Here is a 26,696-nt window from a genome sequence, read left to right on the forward strand (position 1 = left end):
GTGGGACCAGAGGACCCCACCGTCGGTGAGGGCTCGACCGCCGGCGAGGGCTCGACCGGCGGCGAGGGCTCGACCGGCGGCGAGGGCTCGACCGTCGGCGAGGGCGCGACCGGCGACCCGTCCGGCACGCCTCGGAGCCACCCGCGTACGGCGTGGTCCTCCGAGCCGAACGACACGGACACCGAGATCGCGCGGGCTGAACCGAGCGGCCCCGTGCTCGCAGGTTTCCGCATCGCCGTCACCTCCGACCGTCGGTCGGACGACCTCATCGACGCCTTCGTGCGGCGCGGCGCCGACGTGCTGCACGCCCCCGCCGTGCGCATCGCGCCGGTCGAGCAGGACGAGATCCTCATCGGAGACACGAAGGCGGTCATCGAATGCCGGCCGGACGTCGTCGTCGTGACGACGGCCTACGGCTTCCGCCGGTGGATCGAGGCGGCCGACGCCGCCGGGCTCGGCGACGACCTGGCCCGCACGCTCGACGCGGCGAGGATCATCGTCCGCGGGCCGAAGGCACGCGGCGCCGTGCGCGCCGCCGGCCACGACGACGACGGCATCGCCCACGACGAGCGGACCGGCTCCACCATCAGCCTCGTGCTCGAGGCCGGCGTGCGAGGCAAGCGGGTGGCGGTGCAGCTGCACGGGCACGAGGACGTGGAGCAGCTGCAGCGGCTGCGGGCCGCCGGCGCCGCGGTGCTGACCGTCGCGCCGTACCGCTGGGTCCGCCCCACCGACGAGAGCCGGCTCGGTCGGCTCGTCGCGGCCGTCGCTGCCCGCGAGGTCGATGTCGTGACCTTCACGTCGGCGCCCGCAGTGGACGGACTCATTTCTGCCGCAGCCCAGCTCGGCATGGACGGTGTGCTCGTCGACGCCCTGCGGTGCGGTGTGACGGCCGCCGCCGTCGGCCCCGTCACCGCAGCTCCGCTGCTCGACCTGGGCGTCACCCCGATCATGCCCGAGCGCTTCCGGATGGGGGCGCTCATCCGGACGGTCATCGAGCACCTCACCGTCAACGGTGTCGCTGAGGTGCAGACGGCGCTCGGGCCGCTCGTCGTGCACGGTCGCGTCGTCACCTTCGGTGGACAGGCCGTGACCCTTTCCCGGGGGCCTCGGGCGATGCTGGCGGCGCTCATGTCAGAGCCCGGGGCGGTGCTGAGCCGGGAACGGCTGCTCGACGAGCTGCCGGACGCCGAGAACGAGCACGCACTCGACATGGCGGTCAGTCGCCTCCGGTCTGCGCTGCCCGACCGGCACCTCGTGCAGACCGTTGTGCGCCGGGGCTACCGCCTCAACGTCTGACGTCGGTGGGGTGGTGGCGCGTCAGCGCGTCACCGCGTCACCGGGCCCTGGCGGCCTCGGAGTCGGCCAGGATGTCGGGTGCGTTCTCGACGATCCACAACATCAGCGGCACCATGTGCTCAGCGAGCTCGGCTCCGCGTGTGGTGAGGGAGTACTCGACGTGGGGCGGCACGACCGGCCGAGCGTCACGGTGCACGAGGCCGTCGGCCTCGAGCATGCGCAGGGTCTGGGCCAGCATCTTCTCGCTGACCCCCTCGGCGCGACGGCGCAGCTCGCTCCACCGCAGTGGCTCGCCCTCGGACAGTGCGAGCAGCACGAGCGTTCCCCACTTGCTCGTCACGTGGTCGAGCACGACCCGGCTGGGGCACCCGGACGCGTAGACGGCATCCGGGAAGTAGTCGCGCAGCGTTGAACTAGCCGTCATGTCAGTACCTTACTTCAAAGTGGGTACTAACTTCTGGGAAGTACGCCGGCGGTCCGGTCGTTCTGCAGGGTGTCCAGCCCTTCGAAAGGAACGTCATGACCCTTCTCGTCACCGGTGCCAGCGGCCACCTCGGCCGCCTCGTCGTCGAGGCCCTGCTCGACCGCGGCACCCCTGCAGCCGACATCGTGGCCACCGCCCGCAAGACCGAGTCGGTCGCCGACCTCGCCGAGCGTGGGGTCGAGGTGCGCCGCGCCGACTACGACGACCCGACGTCCCTCGACGCGGCCTTCGCCGACGTCGACCGGCTGCTGTTCGTCTCCGGCAGCGAGGTCGGCGCGCGAATTCCTCAGCACACCAATGTGATCGATGCCGCCAAGCGGGCCGGGGTCGGCTTCGTCGCCTACACGAGCATCACGCGCGCCGACACCTCCGACCTGGCCCTCGCCGCCGAGCACCGCGCGACCGAGGAGCTGCTCGCCGCCTCCGGTCTGGCGCACGCCCTGCTGCGCAACTCCTGGTACCTCGAGAACTACACCGGCCAGCTGCCGACCGTGCTCGAGCACGGAGCCGTCCTCGGTGCCGCTCGCGACGGTCGCGTCAGTGCGGCGACGCGCGCTGACTATGCGGCCGCTGCCGCCACGGTGCTCGCCGGTGGCGACCACGACGGTGCCGTCTACGAGCTCGGCGGTGACCACGCGTTCACGCTCGCCGAGTATGCCGCTGTGGTCGCGACGGTGAGCGGGCGAGAGGTGGTCTACCGCGACCTCTCGGTCGGGGACTACACCGCGGCGCTTGTCGCTGCCGGCCTCCCCGAGGGGTATGCCGCCGTGCTCGCCGACAGCGACCGCGGCATCGCCGAGGGCGCCCTGTTCACCGACTCGGGCGACCTCTCGCGGCTCGCCGGTCGTCCCACGACCGACCTGGAGGACGCCGTCCGCGCAGCCCTCGTCACGGAGCCCACCCCCGCCTGACACCCACCCTCACCCTCACCTGCCCCACCATCGTGTGTCCACTTTTTCCCGACGGGGCGCGGTGTGTCGGGAGATGGGCACTCGACTGGGACCTGGCGTCGGGAAGTGGGCACTCGACCGGACCTGTCCGTCGAGTGCCCAGTTTCCAGGGGTCAGGGGAGGGGGAGGCCGACGTGGACGATGCCGTGCTGGACGCGCACGGCATACGTCGGCAGGGCGGTCTCGTCGTCGTCGAGAGCTGCCCCGGTGCGCAGCGAGAAGACCTGCTTGAGCAGCGGCGAGGCCACTGTCGGTTCGCCTCCGCGGTCGCCCGTGAGTCCGCGCGACAGCACGGCGGCACCGGCATACGGGTCGAGGTTGTCGACCGCGTAGATCATCCCGTTGGGCAGCAGGAAGAGCGCGGCCTGGGCACTCCCGGGGAGCAGCACCGCGACGCCGCGCCCCGGCACGAGGCGTTGCACGTCGCAGGCCGGAACCCACTGCTTGGCGCCGGGGGAGGGCACGATCCCGGGACGGACGACGGTCCGGACCGGACAGTCGGCCGCGGTGTCCGTCCCGCCGGCGGTCACCTCGGGGGCGGTCGTGAGGGTGGTCATGTCGGATCCTCTCTGGCACAACGGTTCTGGTCAGATGGCGTGCGAGTCGGGTGTCAGCGAGGGCATCAGGACGGGCGGATGCTCGACGGCATGCCGAGCATCACCGGGACCTTGCGCGGGCCGGACTCGTCGAACGCCACTGTCGGGTCGGCCTCCTCCGGAGCGTTGACGAACGACACGAAGCGCGCGAGCTTCTCGGGGTCATCGAGCACGGCCTTCCACTCGTCCTGGTAGCCGTCGACGTGGCGCGCCATGGTCGCCTCGAGCTCGGAGGCGATGCCGAGCGAGTCGTCGCAGACGACGGCCCTGAGGTGGTCGAGCCCGCCCTCGAGCGAGTCGAGCCACGGCGCCGTGCGCTGCAGCCGGTCGGCGGTGCGCACGTAGAAGACGAGGAAGCGGTCGATGTATCTCACCAGCGTCTCGTCGTCGAGGTCGTTGGCGAGCAGCTGGGCGTGGGCGGGCGTCTGGCCCCCGTTGCCGCAGACGTAGAGGTTCCAGCCCTTGTCGGTGGCGATGATGCCGACGTCCTTGCCGCGGGCCTCGGCGCACTCGCGCGCACACCCCGAGACCCCGAACTTCAGCTTGTGCGGCGAGCGGAGCCCGCGGTAGCGATGCTCGAGGTCGACGGCCATGCCGACGGAGTCCTGCACCCCGTATCGGCACCACGTCGAGCCGACGCACGACTTCACGGTACGCAAGGACTTGCCGTACGCCTGCCCCGACTCCATGCCGACGTCGACGAGGCGCTGCCAGATCGCGGGCAGCTGCTCGACGCGGGCGCCGAAGAGGTCGATGCGCTGACCGCCGGTCACCTTGACGTAGAGCCCGAAGTCCTGGGCGACCTGGCCGATGGTGATGAGCTGCTCGGCGGTGACCTCGCCACCCGGCATGCGGGGGACGACGGAGTAGGTGCCGTTCTTCTGGATGTTGGCGAGGAAGTGGTCGTTGCTGTCCTGCAGCGCGGCCTGCTCGCCGTCGAGGATGTGGTCGCTGCTCGTCGACGCGAGGATCGAGGCGACCGTCGGTTTGCAGATCTCGCAGCCGGTGCCCGTGCCATGGCGCGCGATGAGGCCCGAGAACGTCCGGGTGCCGGTCGAGGCGACGATCTCGAAGAGCTCGGCGCGGCTCTGCTCGAAGTGCTCACAGAGCGCCTTCGACAGCTCGACGCCGGAGTCGACGAGGAGTTTCTTGACGGTGGGCAGGCAACCGCCGCAGGTGGTTCCGGCGTTGGTACAGCCCTTGATCGCGGCCAGGTCGCAGGCGCCCTCGGCGATCGCGCCGCAGATCGACGCCTTGGTCACGTTGTTGCACGAGCAGATGACCGCGTCGTCGGGCAGCGCGTCCGCTCCGAGCTCGGCGCCTGCAGGGGAGACGAGCGCCCCCGGGTCGCCGGGCACCTCTCGTCCGACGTACGCCTTGAGCGTCGTGTACGCCGACGCGTCGCCGACCAGGATGCCGCCGAGGAGCGTACGGGCGTCGTCGCTGACGACGACCTTGGCATACGTGCCCTTGGTCGCGTCGGTGTGGACGATCTCGAGCGCGCCCGGCGTCGTCGCCATGGCGTCGCCGAACGACGCGACGTCGACGCCGAGCAGCTTGAGCTTCGTCGACAGGTCGGCACCGGGGAACGTCGCCTCTCCACCGAGCAGCCGGTCGGCGACGACCTCGGCCATCGTGTAGCCCGGCGCGACGAGACCGTAGCAGCGGCCCTCGACCGCGGCGACCTCGCCCACGGCCCAGACGTTCTCGTCGCTCGTGCGGCACGCGACGTCGGTGACGACGCCTCCGCGCTCGCCGACGTCGAGGCCGGCGTCGCGGGCCACGGCGTCCGAGGGGCGCACGCCGGCGGAGAAGACGACGAGGTCGGTGAGCAGCGCTGTGCCGTCGGACAGCTCGACGGCGAGGCGCCCGTCGTCCTGCGGCGAGATCGAGCTCGTGCCCGCGCCGGTGTGCACGTGAACGCCGAGGTTGCTGATGAGGCCCTCGAGAACCGCACCGCCACCCTCGTCGACCTGGAGCGGCATGAGGCGCGGCGCGAACTCGACGACGTGTGGGGTCAGGCCGAGCAGGCGCAGCGCGTTCGCCGCCTCGAGCCCGAGCAGGCCGCCGCCGACGACGAGCCCGTTGGCCTCGCGGCCTTCGGCTCGGGCCCGCTCGTGCGCCTCCTCGGCTGCTCGTCGGATGCCGTCGAGGTCGTCGAGCGTGCGGTAGACGAAGCACCCTGTGGAGTCACGCCCGGGCACCGGAGGCACGAAGGGGTAGGAGCCGGTGGCGAGCACGAGCGAGTCGTACGCGATGACGTCGCCGGCGCTGGTGGTCACCGTGCGGGCCGCGCGGTCGACGGCCGCGGCGCGGGTGCCGAGGCGAAGGTCGACGCGGGGGTCACCGGCGTACGTGTTGCCGGCGAGGGCGAGGGCGCCGCGGTCCCACGCGCCGACGTACGCCGAGAGGCCGACGCGGTCGTAGGCCGCCTCCGCCTCCTCCGAGAGGACGACGACCCTCCACGCGCTCTCGGTGTCGCGCGAGCGCAGCGCCTCGACGAAGCGGTGGCCGACCATGCCGTGGCCGACGACGACGACGGTGCGGTCATCGGTGCCGACGGGGCTGCCCGTGACGTTCTCGGGGGTGGTGGACATCAAGCGGCTCCTTCGGTCAGGGCGGCGGGTGCCGGCACCGGTGTGGGGCTGTTCCCGTCAGGGGAGGTGTGCGCGGGATGTGCGGGTTCAACTGGGGCAGAGACTGGTTCGACCGATCGCAGCCAGGTGCACAGACCGTCGACCGCGCTCTTGCACGAGCCGCAGCCGGTCGTGGCCCGCGTGGCCTCGGCGATCCCGGCGACGGTGTCGGCACCGGCGCGGAAGGCGCCGACGATGGCCGACTTGGTGACCGTGTTGCACCGGCAGATGACGGCCGAGCCCGGCATCTCCGCCAGGTTGGCGGTCTCGGGGGCGGACGAGCGGGTGACGGCGCGACCGAGCATGAGCGCAAGGCGGTCCCGGGGAACCGCCGCGCCGGTGTCGTAGAGCTGGGTCAGGGCGCCTGCGGCGTCGCCGACCCCGAGGAGGATCGCGCCGACGAGCCGGTCCTGTCGCAGCACGAGCTTGGCGTAGCGCCCGCGGACAGGGTCGGTGAAGGCGAGCACCTCGTGCCCTGGATCGTGCACGTCGACGTCGACGGTGCCCATGCTCGCGAGGTCGATGTCGTGGGCCTTGAGGCGGGTCAGCACGCTCGTGCCCTCGTAGGTGGCGGTGGCGTCGGACCCGGTGAGCACGTCGGCGAGGACGCGGGCCTGGTCCCAGCCGGGCTGCACGAGGCCCGGCACCTCGCCTCGGTGCTGGCTGCACTCGCCGATGGCGTGCACGTGCGACGCCGACGTCGCGAGCCGGTCGTCGACGACGACGGCGCGGTCGACCTCGAGTCCCATGGCCACGGCGAGGTCGGTGCGCGGGCGCACCCCGGCGGCGACGACGACGAGGTCGGCCGGAAGGGCGGACCCGTCGGTCAGCACGACGTGCGCCGGCTCGCCGTCGCGTGCCGCGTGACGGGCCGTGACGAGCTGGCCGAGCACGAGACGGGCCCCGATGCCGCGCACGACGCGGGTCAGCACGGCGCCGCCGTCGAGGTCGAGCTGCCGGTCCATCGGGAAGTCCTGCGGGTGGACGATCGTGACCTCGACGCCACGTGCCAGGAGCCCTCGAGCCGCCTCGAGACCGAGCAGTCCACCACCGAGGACCACTGCGGTGGAGGCGGACTCGGCGGCAGCCACGATGCGGGACGAGTCGTCCACGGTGCGGAAGGCCACCACACCGTCGGCCAGCGGGGCGTCGGGACCGGGCGGGCCGGCATACAGGCCCTCGGTGGGTGGGACGAACGCCGTGCTGCCGGTGGCCAGCACCAGCTCGTCCCAGGCCAGGGTGCGCTCGGCGCCGTCGGCGCTCGTCAGCGTGGCGAGCCGCCCGGCGGTGTCGACGGCCGTGACCCGGGCACCGGTGACGACGTCGACGTGCCGGGCAGCCCACCAGCCGTCGGGCTTGAGGCGGGTGTCGCGCGGTGTGATGCCGCCGGCCACGACGGTCGAGAGGAGGACCCGGTTGTAGGCGGCGTGCGGCTCCTCGCCGACGACGGTGACCGCGAAGCGCGTGGCGCCGGGGTCACGGTGTCGGATCTCCTCGGCGAGCCGGGCACCGGCCATGCCGTTGCCGACGACGAGCACCCTGCAGGGGGTGGGGGTCATGAGACGGCCTCCAGGCGGACGGCGCACGCCTTGAACTCGGGCATGCGGCTGGTCGGGTCGAGGGCGGCGTGGGTCAGCGAGTTGGCGCGGGCGTCGCCACCCCAGTGGAACGGCAGGAAGACGACGTCGCTGCGCATGTCGTCGTCGACGCGTACGCCCGCCCGGGTGCGACCGCGGCGACTCACGACGTCGACGGGGCCTCCGTCGGCGACGCCCGCGGCTGCCGCGGTGTCGGGGTGCATCTGCACGAACATCGCGCCCGCCGCCGCCGACAGCTCGTCGACGCGCCGCGTCTGCGCCCCGGACTGGTAGTGCTGGAGCACTCGACCCGTCGTCGCGACGAGGGGGTAGTCCGCGTCGTCGGCCTCGGCCGGACCAACGTGGTCGACCGGCACGAAGCGGGCCAGCCCGTCGGGAGTGGCGAACGCGTCGAGGAACAGGCGTGGGGTGCCCTGCGGTCGCTCGGTGGTGCAGGGCCAGTGCAGGCTCTCGCCGGCGTCCAGACGCTCCCACGTCACCGCGGAGTAGTCGGCGGGCCCACCAGCGGAGGCGCGGCGCAGCTCGTCGAAGACGACACGCGGGTCAGTGGGGAAGTCTGCGCCACAATCGATCCGGGCGGCGAGCTCGCTCCAGATCTCGAGCTCGCTGCGGCACTGGGCCGGCGCGGAGAGCGCGCGGCGGCGGCGCAGGACCCGACCCTCGAGGTTGGTGAGGGTGCCCTCCTCCTCGGCCCACTGGAGCACCGGAAGCACCACGTCCGCGACGGCAGCGGTCTCCGACAGCACGAAGTCGGAGACGACGAGCAGGTCGAGGGCGGCGAGGCGCTCGGTGACGACGCGGGCGTCGGGCGCCGACACGACGGGGTTGCTGCCGTGGACCATGAGCACCCGCGGGCCGTCGTCGGTGCCCAGCGCCGCCAGCAGCTCGAAGGCGCTGCGGCCCGGTCCCGGGAGGTCGTCGGGGTCCACACCCCAGACGGCAGCCACGTGGGCTCGCGCTGCCGGGTCGTCGATCTTGCGGTAGCCGGGCAGCTGGTCGGCCTTCTGGCCGTGCTCGCGTCCGCCCTGCCCGTTGCCCTGGCCGGTGATCGTGCCGAAGCCCGCGCCGGGGTTGCCGGGCAGCCCGAGCACGAGGGCGAGGGCGATGAACGCCGTCACCGTGTCGGTGCCGCTCGCGTGCTGCTCGCTGCCGCGGGCGGAGAGCACGTACGCGCCCCGCTCCGTGTCACGTGCCCGCGCGAGGGCCGCGACCGCGGCGCGCATCGTCGTCACCGAGACCCCGGTGACGCGCTCGGCGCGCTCGGGCAGCCACTGGGCCGCGACCGGCCAGAAGTCGTCGAAGCCCGTGGTGCGCTCGGCGACGTAGCGGCGGTCGGCGTACCCCTCGGTGACGGCGACGTGGATCATGCCGAGGGCGAGGGCGGCGTCGGTTCCGGGGCGCAGCTGCAGGTGCAGGCCCCCGCCGTCGACGGCCTTGGCCGCCGTCGGCGTGAGGCGGGGGTCGGCGACCATGAGCCCGCCGGCGTCGGCGGCGCGCACGAGGTGCGTGAGGAACGGCGGCATCGTCTCGGCCGGGTTGGCCCCCAGCAGCAGCACGGCGTGCGCCGAGCCGATGTCGGTCACCGGGAAGGGAAGCCCGCGGTCGAGCCCGAAGCAGCGGATGCCCGCCGCGGCAGCCGAGCTCATGCACCAGCGGCCGTTGTAGTCGATCTGGCTCGTGCGCAGCGCCACGCGGGCGAACTTGCCCAGCTGGTAGGCCTTCTCGTTCGTCAGACCCCCGCCGCCGAACACCGCGACGGCATCCCGGCCGTATGCCGTCTGCGTCCGCACGATGGCGTCGGCGACGACGGTGAGCGCCTCGTCCCATGACGCGGGCGCGAGCTCGCCGTCACGGCGGACCAGGGGGGTCGTGATGCGGCGCGGGGTGCGCAGCAGCTCGGCGCTCGTCCACCCTTTCTGGCACAGGCCGCCCCGGTTCGTCGGGAAGCGGCGTGGGGTGACGGTGAGGTCCTCGGCGGAGGAGCCGGTGAGCGTCATGGCGCACTGGAGCCCGCAGTAGGCGCAGTGCGTCTCGACGCCCGCCGGCACCGCGGTGTCCGCGGGGTTGCCCCCTGCGAGCGTGCGGGCCGGCGCGACAGCGGCTCCGGCGGTGGTCTGGGTCGTCATCGTCGGTAGCGCACCTTGGTGAGAAGGGCGGCGCCGACGTAGAAGAGCGTGAAGACGACGAAGGCCGCGGTGGCCGACTTCGCCTCGCCCTGGTACGACGCCCGGAGGCCGAGGTTGATGAGCACGCCACCCACGGCGCCGATGGCACCGGCGATGCCGATGAGGGCTCCGGACATCGAGCGCGACCAGGCGGCCCGCTCGACTGCGGGGCCGGGGACCGCGGCCGCCTTGGTCTCGAAGAGCGCCGGGATCATCTTGTAGACCGAGCCGTTGCCCAGACCGGAGAGGACGAACAGGAGCACGAAGCCGCCGATGAGGCCGGTGAGCTGAAGGCCGGTCGCGGCTCCGGCGGTGACGTCGTCGGCGCGGGCCGAGAGGGTGACGAGCACACCGGCAAAGGCCATCCCGATGAAGGTCCAGAGTGTGACGACGGCCCCGCCGCGGCGGTCTGCGAGCCTGCCTCCCCAGACGCGGCTGACCGAGCCGAGCAGGGGCCCGACGAAGGCGATCTGCGCGGCGTGCAGGCTCGCGGCGGCGGCCTGGGCCGGGGTCGGGGCCGCGCCGCCGGTCAGGCCTGCCAGGAAGGTCTGGTTGAGCACCTGACCGAACGCGAAGCCGAAGCCGATGAACGAGCCGAACGTGCCGATGTAGAGCAGCGAGATGACCCAGGCATCGGCGTGCCGCAGCACCTCGAGCATCGCTTTCGGGTTGGCGGTCTGGTGGTCGAGGTTGTCCATGAAGACGGCAGCGCCGATGCTCGCGACGGCGAGGAGCACGAGGTAGACGGCGCAGACGACCTCGGGGCGGCGGTTGCCGAGCGTCGCGATGACGAGGAGCCCGACGAGCTGGACGACCGGCACGCCGATGTTGCCTCCGCCCGCGTTGAGACCGAGGGCCCAGCCCTTCATCCGCTGCGGGTAGAAGGCGTTGATGTTGGTCATCGACGAGGCGAAGTTGCCGCCGCCGAGGCCGGCGAGGGCGGCAACCGCCATGAACGTGCTGAGCGAGTGGCCCGGGTTGGCCATCAGCCACCAGGTCAGCAGGGTCGGCACGAGGAGGGCGACGCCGCTGAAGATCGCCCAGTTGCGGCCGCCGAAGAACGCCGTCGCCATCGTGTAGGGCACCCGCAGCACGGCGCCGACGAGCGTCGGCACGGCGACGAGGAAGAACTTGTCGGCGGCCGTGAAGCCGTAGACGGCCTGCGGCATGAAGAGCACCATGACCGACCAGATCGACCAGATCGAGAAGCCGATGTGCTCGGTCGCGACGGACCAGACGAGGTTGCGGCGGGCCACCTTCTTGTTGCCGGCCTCCCAGGCCGCGGTGTCCTCGGGGTCCCAGTCGCGGATGACACGAGACCTCGGTGCGGTGAGCTGGCGGAAGCGGCTCGGGCTGTCCGGGACGAGGGCGGTCGGCGTGCGGGTGGGTGCGGCGACGCTGCCGTTCGTGCTGGGGCCGGTGCTGTTTCCGGTGGTGGTGCTCACGGGTCCTCCTCGGGAGGCGGGTCGGGGGCCGCTGCGAGAGCGTGGCGCCCACGCTAGGAACGCGGTGTTGCACCTCGTCCGACCCGCTGTGACACGGGGGTTACATCTCCCTCACCGGGTCGCCACAGGGGCGTGAGGTCGTGCACCGGACGCTCCGGGTCGGGTCTCACCGGCGCCCACGAGAGCAGTGAGGTGGCCGCCGCGTAGGCTCGCGGCATGACGTCGGCTCCGGACCAGGCCTCGCTCAACACGCTGTCCGTGGGCACGGCCGGACCGCGCGTCGCCTTCCTGCACGGGCTCTTCGGCCAGGGCCGCAACTGGACCCAGATCGCCAAGGCGGTCAGCGGCCCCGACGGCTCCGACGCCCGGTGCCTGCTCGTCGACATGCCCGACCACGGGCGCTCGCCGTGGTCGCAGGAGTTCTCGCTCGACGCGTACGCCGACGCCGTGGCCGCCACCCTGCGCACCACCGCGCCGGGGGAGCCGTGGGTGGTCGTCGGGCACTCGCTCGGCGGCAAGGTGGCGATGGTCCTGGCGCTGCGTCACCCCGAGCTCGTCGGCCGCCTCGTCGTGGTCGACATCGCCCCGAAGGGCTACGGCTCGCTCGAGCGCTTCGAGGGCTACATCCGCGAGATGCAGGCCCTGCCCATCGACGAGCTCTCCAGCCGCGGAGACGCCGAAGCCCGTTTCGACGAGTCCGACCCCGGCGTCAAGGCCTTCCTGCTGCAGAACCTGCGCCGCGACGGCCACTCGTGGCGCTGGCAGGTCAACCTCGACCTCATCGCCGCCGACGCCGCCCTCGGCGTGGACTCACGGATCGCCGACTGGCCGCGCGAGGTCGACGCCCTGCCGGCATACGACGGGCCGGTGCTCTGGGTCGCCGGTGGCGACTCCCGCTACGTCAAGCGGGAGGACGGTGACCGCATGAGGCGGCACTTCCCGCGTACGCGGCTGTTCACGATCAAGGGGGCCGGGCACTGGGTGCACACCGACGCCCCCGAGATCATCGTCACCGCCCTGCGCCGCTTCCTCCACGCGCCCGCCTGACGGCATACACCCTCCGCTGACCAACCGAACGCMGCGTTCGGTCGCGAACTCAGTGTTCCAACAGCGCGTTCGCGACCGAACGCMGCGTTCGGTCGAAAGAAGTCGGGGAGGGGGAGGGTCAGAGGAGGCGGCGGCCCATCGCCCAAGCGGTCAGCTCGTGCCGGCTGCTGAGCTGCAGCTTGCGCAACACCGAGCTGACGTGCGTCTCGACGGTCTTGACGGAGATGAACAGCTCCTTCGCGACCTCCTTGTACTGGTAGCCGCGGGCAATGAGCCGCATGACCTCGCGCTCGCGGGCCGAGAGCCGGTCGAGCTCCTCGTCGATCTCGGCGACCTCGCCGGCGGCCGCTCCGAAGGCGTCGAGCACGAAGCCGGCCAGGCGCGGGCTGAACACCGCGTCACCGTCGGCGACCCGGCCGATCGCGGTGCGCAGCTCGTCGGCACTGATCGTCTTGGTCACGTAGCCGCGTGCCCCGGCGCGGATGACGGCGATGACGTCCTCTGCCGCGTCGGAGACCGAGAGGGCGAGGAAGCGCACCGGAACGCCGGCCCGCGACTGGACCGTTGCGCACGCGCGGATGACGTCGGCACCGCCGTGCCCGTCGCCACCTGGAAGGTGGACATCGAGCAGCACGACGTCGGGCTGCTGCTCGGTGATGACCTGCACGGCGGACTCGACCGCGCCCGCCTCACCGGCGATCTCGAGGGTGAACGAGGCCGGCCCGGTCGGCGCCGCGACCGCGCTCAGCTCGGCGCGCACGCCGGTGCGGAACATGTGGTGGTCGTCGACGATCACGATGCGGATGGTCCGCGGGTCGGTCATGAAGCCTGCTCCTGGGTCTGGGGTTGCTGCGTCTGGGGTTCCTGCGTCTGGGGTTGCTGCGTCTGGGCTGCCTGGGACTGGGGGTCGCTGGCCTTGGGGTCCGGCGTCCTGGGGTCCGTGGCCTTGGGGTCCGGCGTCCTGGGGTCGCCCGCCTCGGGCTCGGTCGGCTGGCGGACCGGCAGGCGCAGCTCGATCTCGGTGCCGTCTGCCCGGTGCCGGATGCGCGCCGTTCCGCCGTGCCGTTCCATGCGTCCGATGATCGACTCGCGCACCCCGGCGCGGTCGTCGGGCACCTCGTCGAGGTCGAAGCCGGACCCGTGGTCGCGCACGAACGCCTCGACGGCGTCGGGGCCGACCTCGACGTACGCGCTGACGGGCGGGCTGCCGTGCCGCACGGCGTTCCAGGCGGCCTCGCGGACCGCCTTGACGAGGGCGTCGAGGTGCTCGTCGATCTGGCGGTCGCCGGTGACGACGAGCTGCACGGGCACGCCGTGGAGGTCCTCGACCTCGCCCATGGCGGCGGTCAGGGCCGCACCGAGCGTGCCGGCGCGGGCGTCCTCGTCATAGAGGTAGCTGCGCAGCTGCCGCTCCTGGGCGCGCGCGAGCCGGGCGACGGTCGCGGCGTCGGAGGACTGGCGCTGGATGAGCGCGAGGGTCTGCAGCACCGAGTCGTGCAGGTGGGCCGCGATGTCGGCACGCTCGGTGGCGCGGATGCGGGCAGCCTGCTCGACGCGGAGGTTGCTCCAGAGCCGCAGCATCCACGGGGCGCACAGCACGGCGACGCCGACGAGCGCGGCGAGCACGGCACCCGCGATCTGCCACACGGCCGTGAGGTCGGTGCCGCGCACGAGCAGCCCGACCAGGCCCAGGATCGTCAGGCCGAGGCCGACGACGAGCCAGACCCACCGGACCGGGCGCCGCGCCCCGATGGCATCGGTGTCGTCGAGCTGCGACCAGAAGAAGATGGCGCCGATGACGATCGCGACGACGGGCAGGACCACCTCGGCGTGCACGTTGAAGCCGGCGCTGCCGAGCCACAGCGCGCCGGCGAGGGCCAGCGCCGCGACGCCGAGCAGCGTGATGAGGACGGCCTGGTGACCACTCCGCAGCCAGGTGCGCAGGCCGGCCAGGTCGACGTGGTGACCGGCGCCCTTGGAGGCGGGGGTTGCGCCCGAGGCGGGGGCCGCGGCCGGGTCGCCCGCGGGCGCGGCGGTCGTGGGGACGACGTCGCCGATCTCGCGCATCGTGGCCCACAGGAACACGTAGACGGCGAGTCCTGCGCCGAACGGGATGGTCGTCAGCACGAGCGCGATGCGCACCGCCGCGGTCGGCACGCCGAGGTGGTCGGCCAGCCCGGCGGCAACGCCCGCGACGACCTTTCCCTCCCGGTGACGCACGAGCGGCGGCCGCGGCGTCGCCCGCCACGCGGGTCGCACCGGGCCCTGACCGTTCTCGTATGCCGTCTGCACCCTTCCATCCTCACCCACCGGGGTGGGTGAGGGCGACCATCCGGGCCTCCTTTGGGGGTCGCGTCAGGGTGCGCTCAGGGTCGACCCTCATGGTTGCGGCGCGATCGCGCCGCCACGCTGGAGCCATGACGAAAAGCAATGGGGCCCCGACGCAGGGCCACGGCCTGGACGGTTTCTACACCGCCCTGCGGCGCCCGGGGATCGTGCGCAACAGGGACGGTCGCTGGTTCGCCGGTGTCGCTACGGGGGTGGCCCGCTGGCTCGGCGTCGACCCGCTGGTCGTGCGAGCCGGCTTCATCCTCTTCTCCATCTTCTTCGGGATGGGCGTGGCGCTCTACCTGGTGCTCTGGCTGCTCATGCCCGACGAGCGCGGCGAGATCCACATCGAGCGCGCGCTGAAGCACGGCGAGGGCAGCTCGATCTTCCTCCTCGTCGTCACGGGCATCTCGGTGCTCGGCGGCGGCCCCTGGTGGGGCGGTGACACGCAGGGCTTCCGCTTCTTCGGCTTCGCGCTGCTGGTCGGTGGTGCCTGGTGGTTCCTCACCCGCACCGACACGGGCCGTGACGTCATGGCGCAGGCCCCCTGGAAGAACGGCGGCAACCGCCCCGCGACGGGGTCGACCGCGACAGCCGACCCGTCGGCCCCTGCAGACCCCGCCACGCCCGGAACGACCACGCCGTCCGGCGCCCCCCTCCCGGCATACGGCTCCACGGGCAACGCCGCAGCCAACGCCGGGGCGACCATGACGACACCGCGTCCGCCGGCGCCGACCCCGGTGCGCCAGCGCACGCCCTCGATCGGCTTCGCCGGTGGGCTGCTCGTCCTCGGCCTCGCGATCACGACGGGCGTCGTGTTCTCGATCGTCGCCGAAGGCGCCGGATGGCCCGGCAACCACGTAGCCATCGGGATCGCTTCTGGCGTGGGCATGCTCGGTCTCGCCATCGTGGTCGCCGGCATCGCCGGTCGCCGCTCGGGCCTCGGCTTCTTCGCCGTCGTCGGCGTCATCGCCGCCGCGCTCACGACCGCCGCTCCCGCCGGTCTCGACGTGCCTTGGCAGGTCGGTGACCAGTCGTACGCCGTCACCTCGCTGACACCCGCGCCCACCTACAAGCTCGGCATGGGTGACCTGAAGGTCGACCTGACCAGGGCCGACTACAAGGCCCCCGGGACCGACACCGTCACGGCGACGCTGGGCGCCGGGAACCTCACCATCGTCGTTCCCAAGGGCGTGCCCGTCACCGTGAACACCAAGGCCAGGGCGGGCGCGCTCGACGCCAAGGGCACCAACGAGGGCGAGGTCACCCGCGACTCCGGTGACCACGACCTGCAGGCCGGCGGCATCAGCTGGACGCGCACCGTGCACTACGGCCCGACGACCGGGCCCGACGAGATCGTCGTCGACGCCGAGGTCGGGCTGGGCCAGATCCAGGTGCTCACCGGGAGCGCGTCATGAGCACCGACCGCACCGCGGAGCCGGGCGACCGCCCCGACCGGATCGACCCGACCGACCGGATCGACCCGACCGACACGACCGACCTGACAGCAGCGACCGAGACGACGTCCGGGGAGACGAGCACCATGAGCCACGACGACACCACCAGCGCAGCGCCGCAGTTCAGCGATCCGCTGGCCGACCCGACGACCGGCTCGACGACCGGTTCGACGACCGGTTCGACGACCGGCCCGACGACCGGCCCGACCTCGCCCCGGGCGGGTGACCCCGACGAGACGACCACGATCCCGGCGACCTCGACGCAGGCGCTGCCGACGCCGAGCCCGTTCCGCGTGGAGCCGTCGGCACCGGTGCCCGACGACGTCGTCACGGACGCCTCGCACCTGCCGCACCTGCCGCCGCCGTCGGTGCCCGACCCGTCGCAGTCCGGGCCGTGGGGTGCACCGGTCACCGCGCAGCAGGCGCCCCAGGACCCACGTCCTGTCCTCGTCACCGTGCGCAAGGGCCCGCGTCCCGGCTCGATCATGTTCGGGCTGCTGACCATGATCGTGGCCGGCTGGCTGCTCGCGGCGAACCTGACCGACGCGGACCTCACCTTCCGGCTCGTCGGTCCGCCGCTGATCGGTGCCTTCGGCGGGATGCTCCTCATCGTCGGGCTCGCCGGCGTCGTGGCCGGACGGCTGCGCCGCTAGCGAGCGATGCGCCACCGGCGGCCTGAACCGCCGGTGGGCGCGGGCGCCGCCGGCCGGGAGACGGGACCCGACCGGCGGCGCTCGCGTGCGTGTGGGTCGGCGCCCGGGGGAGCGCCCGGCGTGGTTAGGCTCGGGTCACGCTCGCCGGGACGGTCCGGCACCGGTACGAGGAGACATCGTGGTCATGAAGTCCGGCATCAACCTCGAGGCGCTCGACCGGGCGGCCCGGCCCCAGGACGACCTGTTCAGGTTCGTCAACGGGACGTGGCTCGACACGACCGAGATCCCCGGCGACCGGGCCAGGTTCGGCACGTTCGACATGCTGCGCGAGGAGTCGACCTCCCGAGTCCGCGACCTCATCGAGGCCGCAGCAGCCGACCACGACAGCGCACCGGGCACCCCGAAGCGCCAGGTCGGTGACCTCTACGCCAGCTTCACCGACACCGACCGGGTGGAGGAGCTCGGGCTGACCCCGCTGCAGGCGCTGCTGTCTGAAGTCGCCACCATCTCCGACGTCGCCACCCTCGGGGCAGCCTTGGGGCGCCTCGAGCGCGACGGCGTCGACGGACCACTGCGCCACTTCGTGTCGCCCGACGAGCGCTCGCCCGAGGACTACGTCGTCTACCTCGAGCAGGGCGGCCTCGGGCTGCCCGACGAGTCGTTCTACCGCGAGGACAAGTACGCCGACATCCGCACCGCCTACGTCGAACACGTCGGCCGGCTGCTCACGCTCGCCGGCATCCCCGACGCCGAGGGCAAGGCCACACGCATCATGGCGCTCGAGACCCTGCTCGCCTCGTCGCACTGGGACAAGGTCGCCAACCGTGATGCCGTGAAGACCTACAACGCCCACAGCCTCGACGAGGCCCAGGCGTTGGCGCCCCAGTTCCCTTGGGACGCATGGCTGTTCGGGCTACAGGCCCCGGCGGGGGCCTTCGACAAGGTCGTGGTGCGCCAGCCGAGCTTCGTCAGCGCGCTGGGCGCCGCCCTCGAGTCGGCCGACATCGACGACTGGCGCGCCTGGCTGACATGGCACGTGCTGTCGGAGTTCGCGCCCCTGCTGCCGCAGTCGTTCGTCGACGAGGACTTCGACTTCTTCGGCCGCACCCTGTCGGGGCAGCCCGAGAACAAGGAACGCTGGAAGCGTGGGGTGGCCGTCGTCGAGTCGTGCGTCGGCGAGGCCGTCGGCCGGCTGTACGCCGAGCGCTGGTTCCCCCCGGCAGCGAAGGAGCGCATGCAGGAGCTCGTCGCCAACCTCGTCGCCGCCTTCCGCACGTCCTTCTCGTCGCTGGAGTGGATGGGACCCGAGACCCGCGCCCAGGCCCTCGAGAAGCTCGACGCCTTCACGCCGAAGATCGGCTACCCCGAGGTGTGGCGCGACTACTCCTCCATCGACATCGACCCCGGTGACCTCGTCGGCAACGTGCGGCGCAGCACCGCGTTCGAGGTCGACCGCAACCTCGCCAAGATCGGCGGACCGATCGACCGCGCCGAGTGGTTCATGCTCCCGCAGCACGTCAACGCGTACTACATGCCGTCGATGAACGAGATCGTCTTCCCCGCCGCCATCCTCCAGCCGCCCTTCTTCGACCCCGAGGCCGACGACGCCGTCAACTACGGCGGCATCGGGGCGGTCATCGGGCACGAGCTCGGGCACGGCTTCGACGACCAGGGCTCGCGCTACGACGGCACCGGGGCGCTGCGCGACTGGTGGACCGAGGGCGACCGCGAGCGCTTCGACGCGCTGTCGCAGCGGCTCATCGAGCAGTTCGACGGCTACACGCCCGCAGGGCTCGACGAGTCGCACAAGGTCAACGGTGGCCTCACCGTGGGCGAGAACATCGGCGACCTCGGCGGCCTGCAGATCGGCTTCTCGGCCTACCGCATCGCGACCGAGGGCACCGGCATGTCCGAGATCGACGGCTTCACCGGGCCGCAGCGGTTCTTCGTCGGCTGGGCCCAGGTCTGGAAGGGCAAGTCCCGCGAGGCCGAGGCGATCCGCCTGCTCGCGATCGACCCGCACTCGCCCCAGGACGTGCGCGGCAACGCGGTGCGCAACCTCTCGGAGTTCCACGAGGCGTTCGCCGTCAAGCCCGGCGACGGGCTCTGGGTCGAGCCGGACGAGCGAATCCGCATCTTCTGACCCGGCCACGAGCGAGGGGCGGCGACCACCGGTCGCTGCCCCTCAGTCGTCGAGCCGGAGCTTGAAGCCGACGTGCGAGGCGACGAAGCCGAGACGCTCGTAGAAGCGTCGCGCGTCGGTGCGGCTGGCATCGCTCGTCAGCTGCACCAGGCCGGCACCGAGCCGGCGCGACTCGTCGACGGCCCAGGTCACGAGCTCGGTGCCGAGGCCGCTGCCGCGCTCACCATCGGCCACTCGTACGCCCTCGATGATCGTTCGCGTGGCGCCGCGCCGTGAGAGCCCGGGGATGACGCTGAGCTGGAGCGTGCCGACGACGGCGCCGTCGCGCTCGGCGACGACGAGGTGCTGCCCCGGGTCGGCAGCAACGCGGTCGTATGCCGCCGCGTACGCCTGCGTGTCCGCGACGTCCTCACGCCCTGCCCCCAGCGGGTCGTCGGCGAGCATCGCGACGATCGCGTCGACGTCGTCGCGGGTGGCCCGTCGGATGACCAGTGACCTCATGCGGCCTCGGCGGCGCGCTTGAGCTGGGCGAGGCCCTTGTCCATGTCGGGGCCCACCAGCTTCTCCATCGACCAGAACCTGCTCATGAGACGCATCACGACGTTCTGTGGGCCGGTCATCGCCCACTCGACCCGCGTGCCGCCGGCGACGGGCGCCAGCGTGAAGTCGACCCGGTTGTGAGCCTTCATCGGCGCGGCGAAGAGCAGGTCGACGCCGACGTGGCGGGTCTCGGACTCGAGGATCTCCATGCGACCCTCGCCGGCCTTGCTGTTGCCCTTCCACGCGTAGACGGCGCCCACCCCGGAGTCGGCGCCGGCGTAGGTGCGGTCCATGGCCGGGTCGAGCCCCTCCCACGGCGACCACTTCTGCCACTCGCGGAAGTCGGCGAGGAGGGCGTGGATGCGCTCGGGCGGTGCCGCGATCGTCGTCTCGCGGGTGATGAGGAAGCTCTTGTCGGCCATGGCGGCATCCTGCCACCGGCGTTCGGCCCGGGGGAGGAGCCGCCCCGTCGGCCGGCTCGCCTAGGGCGCCCTGAGCTCGTAGACGTCGGCGGTGCCGAGCCGCAGCCGCAGGTCCGCCAGCGTCGCCAGCGCCGGTGACACCGTGCTCGCCCGGCGGTCGGCGTAGAGCCAGCGGACGCCGCGTGCGTAGAGCGCGTCGAGCCCGGCCGGCGAGGGCGCGGTGAAGGCGGCCTCGTTGAGGGCGAACGTGGCGGGGTCGGAGAAGGGCTGCTGGCGCGAGCCGAGGTTGTTCCTCCCGTTCGCCTCGTGGGCCGCCTCGGTGTAGGCCCAGCCCTCGACGAGGACGGCCCGCTGGGTCAGACCGCTGACCCAGAAGGAGCGGGCGTCGCAGCCCGGTTGGGTGAGGAGGCGCAGGCAGTGGAGGTTCGTGGCCACGACGTCACGGCTCGGCGTGTTCGCTGCCACCCAGCGGGCGGCCCTCACCTCGGCCGAGCTGATGGTCCGGGACGGCTCGGGCGCGTAGCCACCGGTGTGGGGCACGTCGGTCAGGGGGCGCACGACCGGGGCGAGCACGAACGCCGCCGTCAGGGCCACGAGGAGGGGCAGTGCCGCCCAGCTGCCGCGCCGGCGCAGCACCCACCACGCGACGAGGCCCAGCAGCAGGGGCACGACGACGACGGCGAGGTCGGCGACGAGCTCGCCGTGGACGGCGGCGGCGGGTGGGCTCTTGGCCCCCGGTGGCACGTCGGTCCGGGAGAGGGAGTTCTGCAGCTGGAGAACCAGCCAGCCGACTCCGAGGCCCACGACGGCCCAGACCGCGAGCCTGCGCCGGCCGCCATCGCGTGCGACGGTCCAGATCCGGTGGACACCCCAGGCGGCGAGGACGTGCCAGGCCACGACGGCCCCGCGCATGAAGTACGCCTGGGAGACGCCGTCGACGTCGAGGAGCATCATCGCCCACCAGCCCGCGATGCCGGTGCCGAGGAGGAACCAGGCCGTGAGGTCGCCCTGGCGGCGGACGGAGAGGACGGACAGGCCGGCGAGCAGCCACGCGTACTGGACGGCATACGCGACGAGGACGAGCACGAGCAGCGTCGCGGCGCCGGGGGCGTCGAGTCTCGGGATGACCAGCCCGGTGTTGACGCCGATCTCGTAGTTGGTGACGCCCGTGACCTCCTTCCAGACCGGGAAGCGTCGCACGATCCCGAAGACCTGCACGGCGGAACCGGCGCTGCTGCCGGTCACGAGTGGCGCCATGACGAGCATGGCGGCGAGCACGGCTCCGCCGAGGGTGAGGCACCGTCGCCACCCGTCGCGTCGGAGCAGCGCGACGACGCCGGCCAGGGCGGCGCCGCAGAGGAGCACCGGCAGCACCGAGGACTTCGAGCCGGCCGTGAACACCAAGGCGAGGAACAGCAGGATCCAGCCCCGGCCGACCGGCCTGCCCCTCAGCACGTCGGTCGCCACGTGGATGACGAGCAGCAGGGGGATGAGTGAGTAGATCTGGGACGGGCTGTGCGGCACGAACGCCGTCACGCCGTCGAGCCCGAGCCAGGTGATGCCGTTGAGGCTGCCGCTCGTGAGCAGGAAGGCGGTCGCGACGAGCGACGGCCACGCAGAGCCGGTGAGCTTCACGATGACGGCGACCGAGAGGCCGGCGAGGAGCAGCACGACGGGCACGACCCACAGCCGGGCGACCACCACGGGCAGGTCGATGCCGGTGAGGGTGCTCATGACGCCCATGTGGGCGTTGGAGAACCAGTGGTAGGTGAAGGTGAGGTCGGCGACCTGCGGCACGCGAGGCAGCACGGAGCGCTGCAGCTCCGCGGCCGTCGCGAGGTGCCAGTAGTCGTCCGGGTACCACATCAGCGCGTCGGGAGGCAGCGGCGAGGAGGCGAACCACGACTGCGACACGCGCCAGATCAGCCCGCACGTCAGCGCCGCCGTCGCCCAGGCCACCCCGACCGGCAGCCGTCGGGGGTAGCGCGTGACGCTGGCGTGGCGACGCAGGGCCGGCACCACGGCGAACGGCGCGACGAGCAGCACTGTCCACACCCACATCCACGAGGCCTGGCCGAGGGCGGTGAACACGAGCCACCCGAGCAGCTGCAGCGCCAGACCGGTCGCCGCGCCGAGGGCGAGGTCGGCGACGAGGTGGCTCTGTCGGCCGCGGAGCCACCGGTGCACGAGCGTGCCGGGCAGCACGACCGACACCACGAAGGCGGCGAAGTAGGCCGCGACGGCGCGGCCCGGCGTGTCGTACGCGACCAGCAGGACGACCGCGAAGGCGACGGGGACGACGCCGGCCGCCCATCCGGACGCCCGGCGCGCGGCCTCCGCGCTGCGGGAGGCGGGCTCACGCAGGTCGTCCGACGGGTGGGTCATGAGTGGTGCCGGCACGGGCAGGATCCTAGACGCGACGAGGCGCCCACCCCACGGCGTCCCGCCCCTCGGAGGGGCGGGTCAGCAGGGGCGGACGCCTCGCGCAGCGATCCGGTGGCGGCGTCAGGCCGGCGGCGCGATGTCCTGCTGCGACGGCAGCTGGTCCTGGCGCACGATGCCGACCGGGCAGGTCATCCCGTTGGGGCCGTGGTTGCAGTAGCCGCCGGGGTTCTTGTGCAGGTAGCCCTGGTGGTAGTCCTCGGCGAGGTAGAACGGTCCGGCGTCGTCGGCCGAGCGGATCTCGGTCGTGATCTGCCCGAAGCCGTTGTCGTCCAGCACCTTCTGGAACGCCTCGCGCGTCGCCTCGGCCGCGAGCCGCTGCCCCTCGGTCGTCCAGTAGATCGCCGACCGGTAGGCGGTGCCGATGTCATTGCCCTGGCGGTTCGCCGTGGTCGGGTCGTGGTTCTCCCAGAAGGCCTTCAGCAGGAGCTCGGGCGAGGTCTTCTCGGGGTCGTAGACGACGCGCACCGTCTCGGCGTGGCCGGTGCGCCCCGTGCACGTCTCCTCGTAGGTCGGGTTGGGCGTGTAGCCGCCCATGTAGCCGGCGGCCGTCGACACGACGCCGTCCTGCTTCCAGAAGATCCGCTCGACGCCCCAGAAGCAGCCCATGGCGACGTAGATCACCTCTGAGCCGTGCGGCCACGGTCCCTCGATCGGGGTGCCTAGCACGACGTGGGTGGGGTCCACCTCGAACGGGCGCTCCGCACGACCGGGGAGGGCGTCCTCGCGAGCGGGCAGGTGGGTCTTCTTGCCGAGTCCGAACACCATTCCAGTGTCACATCCTTCGTGTGGGGCGGGTCGTACGCCTCTGCAACGCTCGAGGCCGCTCCCGTATGCCGGCCGGTCCGGTCTCGCACACCCGTGGCGTGTGCAGTCGGTGGGGTCAGGACCCCGGCGGCTGCACACGCCGGACCACCGCGGGTCTGCGCCGAGGCCGATCAGGTCCAGCCGACGGCCTGGCACCGTCCGTCGCGGGCGGCGACGACCCGTCCGACGAGGTGGTCGACCGGCACGACCTCCCGGAACCCGGCCGCGACGTCGGTGACCTGCACCGATCCGTCCGCGGCCTCGCGGGCACCGACGACGGCCACCACGGCGACGCGTCGCCGGCGGGCCTCGCGGACGCGCGAGCCGAGGGAGTCGTCGCAGGCCAGCTCCACGCGTACGCCCTGCGCGCGGAGCGCGTCGACGAGCGCGCGCGCGGCGTCGTCCTGTTCCTGCGACACCGGCAGCACGGCGACCTGGACCGGGGCGAGCCAGAGCGGGAGACGCCCGTCGTAGCGCTCGAGCAGCGCCGCGGTGACGCGCTCCATCGAGCCGACGGTGCCGCGGTGCACCATGACGACCCGGTGCCGCTCGCCGTCCTCACCGTGGTAGGTCAGGTCGAAGCGCTCGGGCTGGGTGAAGTCGACCTGGACGGTGGCGATGGTCTCCTCGTGGCCGCGGGAGTCGAAGACCTGCAGGTCGACCTTCGGGCCGTAGAAGGCGGCCTCACCCGGCGCCTCGACGAGGGGCAGGCCGGAGCCCTCGAGGATGTCGTGGGCCGACTCGCGCAAGGCGTCCTGCGCGGTGCGCCACTGCTCCTCGGTGCCGAGCCACGCGTCGGAGTCGTCGCGCATCGACAGGCGCACGTGGTGCACCGGCAGGCCGAGGATGCGCTGGGCCTCCAGGGCGGCGCGCAGCCCCCGCGCGACCTCCGCCCCGGTCTGGTCGGGCCGGCAGAAGACGTGGGTGTCGTCGAGGCTGATCTGGCGCACGCGGGTCAGGCCGGAGAGCACCCCGGAGCGTTCGGCCCGGAACATCGGCGCGAGCTCGTTGAGCCGGATCGGCAGCTCACGGTAGGAGTGGCTGCGCGCCTTGTAGACGAGGGCGTGGTGCGGGCAGTTCGCCGGCCGCAGCACGACCTCCTCATCGCCGAGCTGGAGGGTCGGGAACATGTCGTCCTCGAACTTGGCCCAGTGGCCCGAGCGCTCGAAGAGGGCCCGTTTGCCCAGCACCGGGGTGTGCACGTCGACGCAGCCGTCGGCGTGGGCGAGGTCCTTGGCGAGGCGTTCGAGCTCGCGGCGGATGACCGACCCGGCCGGAAGCCAGAGCGGCAGCCCGGCGCCCGCGAGCGGGTCGGTGGCGTAGACGTCGAGGTCGTGGTTGAGCTCGCGATGGTCTGACATGGTCGGTCTCCTTGCGCTGGGCCGGCCCGGAGACGACGAACGCCCCGGAGCCGACTCCGGGGCGTGGGTTGCAGTGGGTGCTAGAGCAGCAACAGTGCGCCGGAGGGGTCCGGCGTCGTCGTCTGCTGTGAGCGGTGCATGAGTCGAGGGTAGGGCGGGACCGCCGGTGCGGCAAGGCGATTGCTGGAACGAGCGCCGCCGAGGCCGTATGCCGTACCGCCTCGTTCGGAGGAAATGGCTGGCCCCGCGCCGGGCCGGTCGACAGACTCGGGCGCGTGAGCGACGACCTGGAGATCAGACCCATCGACCTGCTCGACGCGGCGCAGGACGCCGACGCGCGTGCCTGGATCGAGGTGCACGCGGCCGTGCAGCGCGACCTCTTCGGCGATCGGGGGAGCGCCTGGACCCTCGAGGAGATCCAGGGCTTCCACCGTTCACCGTCCGGTCGCCGGGTGTCGCGGGCCGCGTGGGTCGGCGACCGGGTCGTCGGTGCTCTCGAGGTGCGCATGCCGACCACGGACAACCTCGACCTCGCGCTCCTGTGGCTCTCGGTCCTGCCGGACCACCGTCGGCGTGGCATCGGTGACGCACTGCTGCGCGACGGGGAGGCGATCGCGCGGGAGCACGGGCGCGGCACGCTGATGAGCGAGACGGAGTGGGCCGAGGGTGGGGCGGACGTCGCCGAGGGCTTCGCCGGCCGGCACGGCTACGCGGTCGGCCAGACGATGCTGCGCAGCGTGATGGCGTTGCCGGCCGACCGTGACGCGCTCGCACGTGTCGCAGCCGTCGACGACGACTACGTCGTGGAGACCTTCGTGGACGCGATGCCCGAGGAGTGGTTGGAGGACCGGGCCGTGCTGCAGCAACGGATGAGCACGGACGCGCCGACCGACGACCTCGCGCTCGAGGAGGAGGAGTGGGACGCCGACCGGCTGCGCGAGACGCATGCCCGCACCCTGGCGTCCGGCCGCCGGATCATCGAGTCGGCCGCTCGCCACGTGCCTTCGGGCCGGCTCGTCGCCTTCACGACGATCGGGGTGTCCGCGGGCACCCCCGACCTCGGCTACCAGCAGGACACGCTCGTGCTGGAGGAGCACCGTGGGCACGCACTCGGCCTACGGCTCAAGGCGGTCAACGCGCTTCGCCTCATGGACGAGCTGCCCGACGTCACGGCCGTGCGCACGTGGAACGCCGCGTCCAACGAGCACATGCTCGCCGTCAACCGGCGGCTCGGGTATGCCGTCGACGGTTACAGCCGCGAGTGGCAGAAGCAGACAGCGTCAGACGAATGAGCTTTCAGGTCAAGGAGATCGAGCTTCGGGTCGGTGACCCGGGCAGCGAGGCGTGGCTCGAGGTCCACCACGCGGCCAACCGCCACGTCTGGGGTGCCGGGGCGCAGCGCATCTCCGTCGAGGAGGTCCTCGACATCGCACCGCGTCGCCACGAGGTGAGGCGCACCTTCGTCGTCGTGCCCGGGGGCTCGGACGAACCGGTCGCGTCGGCGCAGACCATCCGACGGACGCGCGAGAACGTCGGGACCGCGGGCGTCTGGCTCTCGGTGCATCCGGACCACCAGCGCCACGGCGTCGGCAGCCTGCTCCTCGCGCACTGCGAGGAGTCGCTGCGTGACGACGGGTGCACGCGCATCCACGAGCACAGTGGATCGCCGGTCGAGAACGGTGACGCAGCAACGGAGTTCGCGCTCGCCAACGGCTATCGCCAGACACTGGCAGACCTGCGTCAGGACCCGTGGCCGAGGGCACGCTCGCCGCACTCGATCCCGGACTCGACCCGACGGCATACGTCGTCCTGACCTCTGTCGACAGGCTGCCCGAGGAGTGGCTCGAGGACCGCGCGCTCCTGGCGCGGCGCATGAGCACCGACGCCCCGAGCGGTGACATCGAGCTCGACGAGGAGGACTGGGACGCCGAGCGGGTGCGTCAGCAGTGGAACACGCCGAGCCCCGTGTGGGGCGTCGAGTCCGTCGCGCGGCACGTGCCGTCCGGACGTCTCGTCGCCTTCACCGACATCTTCGTCAGGTCCGGGCAGCCCGACCTCGCAGTCCAGTCCGACACCCTCGTGCTCTGTGAGCACCGTGGCAACGCACTCGGCCTGGCGGTGAAGCTGGCCAACCTGCGGGCGCTCCAGTGCGAGCGTGCCGACGTGAGGATCGTGCGCACCTGGAACGCCGACACCAACACCCACATGGTCGCCATCAACGAGCGGTTGGGCTTCACGGTGACCGGCTGGACGCGGGAGTGGGCCAAGGATCTCTGAGGCCGGGGGAGAGGGGTGGCGGCCGGGCGCGGAGCCGGCCGCGCAG

22 protein-coding genes are annotated in these 26,696 nt (G+C 72.5%); 9 read left to right on the forward strand and 13 right to left on the reverse strand.

Annotated features, from left to right (window positions below; translation table 11 throughout):
- Positions 1 to 1,299, forward strand: coding sequence for a uroporphyrinogen-III synthase (locus AB4091_RS16615; protein ID WP_442292950.1), 1,299 nt, complete (start codon positions 1 to 3; stop codon positions 1,297 to 1,299).
- Positions 1,300 to 1,336: 37 nt separating this feature from the next.
- Here AB4091_RS16615 and AB4091_RS16620 read toward each other — a convergent pair whose 3' ends face one another.
- Positions 1,337 to 1,723, reverse strand: coding sequence for a winged helix-turn-helix transcriptional regulator (locus AB4091_RS16620; RefSeq protein ID WP_442292952.1), 387 nt, complete (start codon positions 1,721 to 1,723; stop codon positions 1,337 to 1,339).
- A 95-nt stretch (positions 1,724 to 1,818) separates the two neighbouring features.
- Here AB4091_RS16620 and AB4091_RS16625 point away from each other — a divergent pair, with 95 nt between their 5' ends.
- Positions 1,819 to 2,694, forward strand: a complete 876-nt coding sequence (locus AB4091_RS16625; RefSeq protein ID WP_442292954.1) for an SDR family oxidoreductase — start codon at positions 1,819 to 1,821, stop codon at positions 2,692 to 2,694.
- A gap of 152 nt (positions 2,695 to 2,846) precedes the next feature.
- Here AB4091_RS16625 and nirD read toward each other — a convergent pair whose 3' ends face one another.
- The 5 genes from nirD to AB4091_RS16650 all read right to left on the reverse strand — a co-directional run bounded on the left by nirD (position 2,847) and on the right by AB4091_RS16650 (position 11,173).
- Complete coding sequence (nirD, locus tag AB4091_RS16630; protein WP_442292956.1) at positions 2,847 to 3,290, reverse strand: nitrite reductase small subunit NirD; 444 nt, start codon at positions 3,288 to 3,290, stop codon at positions 2,847 to 2,849.
- Between the two features lie 65 nt (positions 3,291 to 3,355).
- The gene (nirB, locus tag AB4091_RS16635) at positions 3,356 to 5,926 is read right to left on the reverse strand and encodes a nitrite reductase large subunit NirB (protein ID WP_442292958.1); all 2,571 of its coding nucleotides are present in this window, start codon (positions 5,924 to 5,926) and stop codon (positions 3,356 to 3,358) included.
- A complete protein-coding gene (locus AB4091_RS16640) occupies positions 5,926 to 7,524 on the reverse strand; it encodes an FAD-dependent oxidoreductase (RefSeq protein WP_442292960.1) in 1,599 nt (532 codons plus the stop codon). Before AB4091_RS16640 ends, nirB begins: the two co-directional genes overlap by 1 nt.
- Positions 7,521 to 9,689 (reverse strand): molybdopterin oxidoreductase family protein, encoded by a 2,169-nt coding sequence (locus AB4091_RS16645; RefSeq protein WP_442292962.1) that lies wholly within the window; start codon positions 9,687 to 9,689, stop codon positions 7,521 to 7,523. The genes AB4091_RS16640 and AB4091_RS16645 overlap by 4 nt, the downstream gene beginning before the upstream one ends.
- Positions 9,686 to 11,173, reverse strand: coding sequence for a nitrate/nitrite transporter (locus AB4091_RS16650; RefSeq protein WP_442292964.1), 1,488 nt, complete (start codon positions 11,171 to 11,173; stop codon positions 9,686 to 9,688). The genes AB4091_RS16645 and AB4091_RS16650 overlap by 4 nt, the downstream gene beginning before the upstream one ends.
- Before the next feature lie 216 nt (positions 11,174 to 11,389).
- Here AB4091_RS16650 and AB4091_RS16655 point away from each other — a divergent pair, with 216 nt between their 5' ends.
- Positions 11,390 to 12,220, forward strand: coding sequence for an alpha/beta fold hydrolase (locus tag AB4091_RS16655; RefSeq protein WP_442292966.1), 831 nt, complete (start codon positions 11,390 to 11,392; stop codon positions 12,218 to 12,220).
- A gap of 118 nt (positions 12,221 to 12,338) precedes the next feature.
- Here the strand turns inward: AB4091_RS16655 and AB4091_RS16660 are convergent, their stop codons facing one another.
- Positions 12,339 to 13,043 carry a LuxR C-terminal-related transcriptional regulator gene (locus AB4091_RS16660; protein WP_442292968.1) on the reverse strand — a complete coding sequence of 235 codons (705 nt, stop codon included), beginning with the start codon at positions 13,041 to 13,043 and terminating at the stop codon, positions 12,339 to 12,341.
- Positions 13,040 to 14,512, reverse strand: a complete 1,473-nt coding sequence (locus tag AB4091_RS16665; protein ID WP_442292970.1) for an ATP-binding protein — start codon at positions 14,510 to 14,512, stop codon at positions 13,040 to 13,042. Before AB4091_RS16665 ends, AB4091_RS16660 begins: the two co-directional genes overlap by 4 nt.
- A 125-nt stretch (positions 14,513 to 14,637) precedes the next feature.
- On the opposite strand from AB4091_RS16665, the gene AB4091_RS16670 reads away from it, so the two are divergent.
- From AB4091_RS16670 to AB4091_RS16680, 3 genes are all read left to right on the forward strand, one after another.
- On the forward strand, positions 14,638 to 15,966 hold the full coding sequence (locus AB4091_RS16670; RefSeq protein WP_442292972.1) for a PspC domain-containing protein: 1,329 nt from the start codon (positions 14,638 to 14,640) through the stop codon (positions 15,964 to 15,966).
- Positions 15,963 to 16,658, forward strand: a complete 696-nt coding sequence (locus AB4091_RS16675; protein WP_442292974.1) for a hypothetical protein — start codon at positions 15,963 to 15,965, stop codon at positions 16,656 to 16,658. The genes AB4091_RS16670 and AB4091_RS16675 overlap by 4 nt, the downstream gene beginning before the upstream one ends.
- A gap of 184 nt (positions 16,659 to 16,842) precedes the next feature.
- Positions 16,843 to 18,801, forward strand: a complete 1,959-nt coding sequence (locus AB4091_RS16680) for a M13 family metallopeptidase (RefSeq protein WP_442293130.1) — start codon at positions 16,843 to 16,845, stop codon at positions 18,799 to 18,801.
- Between the two features lie 42 nt (positions 18,802 to 18,843).
- On the opposite strand, the gene AB4091_RS16685 is transcribed toward AB4091_RS16680, so the two are convergent.
- From AB4091_RS16685 to thrS, 5 genes are all read right to left on the reverse strand, one after another.
- Positions 18,844 to 19,302, reverse strand: coding sequence for a GNAT family N-acetyltransferase (locus AB4091_RS16685; protein ID WP_442292976.1), 459 nt, complete (start codon positions 19,300 to 19,302; stop codon positions 18,844 to 18,846).
- On the reverse strand, positions 19,299 to 19,763 hold the full coding sequence (locus AB4091_RS16690) for an SRPBCC family protein (RefSeq protein WP_442292978.1): 465 nt from the start codon (positions 19,761 to 19,763) through the stop codon (positions 19,299 to 19,301). Before AB4091_RS16690 ends, AB4091_RS16685 begins: the two co-directional genes overlap by 4 nt.
- A 60-nt stretch (positions 19,764 to 19,823) precedes the next feature.
- Positions 19,824 to 22,163 carry a hypothetical protein gene (locus AB4091_RS16695; protein ID WP_442292980.1) on the reverse strand — a complete coding sequence of 780 codons (2,340 nt, stop codon included), beginning with the start codon at positions 22,161 to 22,163 and terminating at the stop codon, positions 19,824 to 19,826.
- A gap of 105 nt (positions 22,164 to 22,268) precedes the next feature.
- Positions 22,269 to 22,973, reverse strand: a complete 705-nt coding sequence (gene msrA / locus AB4091_RS16700; protein ID WP_442292982.1) for a peptide-methionine (S)-S-oxide reductase MsrA — start codon at positions 22,971 to 22,973, stop codon at positions 22,269 to 22,271.
- A 170-nt stretch (positions 22,974 to 23,143) separates the two neighbouring features.
- A complete protein-coding gene (thrS, locus tag AB4091_RS16705; RefSeq protein ID WP_442292984.1) occupies positions 23,144 to 24,373 on the reverse strand; it encodes a threonine--tRNA ligase in 1,230 nt (409 codons plus the stop codon).
- Between the two features lie 275 nt (positions 24,374 to 24,648).
- Here thrS and AB4091_RS16710 point away from each other — a divergent pair, with 275 nt between their 5' ends.
- The 3 genes from AB4091_RS16710 to AB4091_RS16720 are packed head-to-tail and all read left to right on the forward strand — an operon-like array spanning position 24,649 to position 26,650.
- On the forward strand, positions 24,649 to 25,665 hold the full coding sequence (locus AB4091_RS16710) for a GNAT family N-acetyltransferase (protein ID WP_442292986.1): 1,017 nt from the start codon (positions 24,649 to 24,651) through the stop codon (positions 25,663 to 25,665).
- Positions 25,662 to 26,186 carry a GNAT family N-acetyltransferase gene (locus tag AB4091_RS16715; protein WP_442292988.1) on the forward strand — a complete coding sequence of 175 codons (525 nt, stop codon included), beginning with the start codon at positions 25,662 to 25,664 and terminating at the stop codon, positions 26,184 to 26,186. The genes AB4091_RS16710 and AB4091_RS16715 overlap by 4 nt, the downstream gene beginning before the upstream one ends.
- Positions 26,123 to 26,650, forward strand: a complete 528-nt coding sequence (locus AB4091_RS16720; RefSeq protein WP_442292990.1) for a hypothetical protein — start codon at positions 26,123 to 26,125, stop codon at positions 26,648 to 26,650. Before AB4091_RS16715 ends, AB4091_RS16720 begins: the two co-directional genes overlap by 64 nt.
- Positions 26,651 to 26,696: the final 46 nt, after the last annotated feature.

Source organism: Terrabacter sp. 2RAF25 (genome assembly GCF_052115265.1).
Lineage (GTDB): Bacteria > Actinomycetota > Actinomycetes > Actinomycetales > Dermatophilaceae > Terrabacter.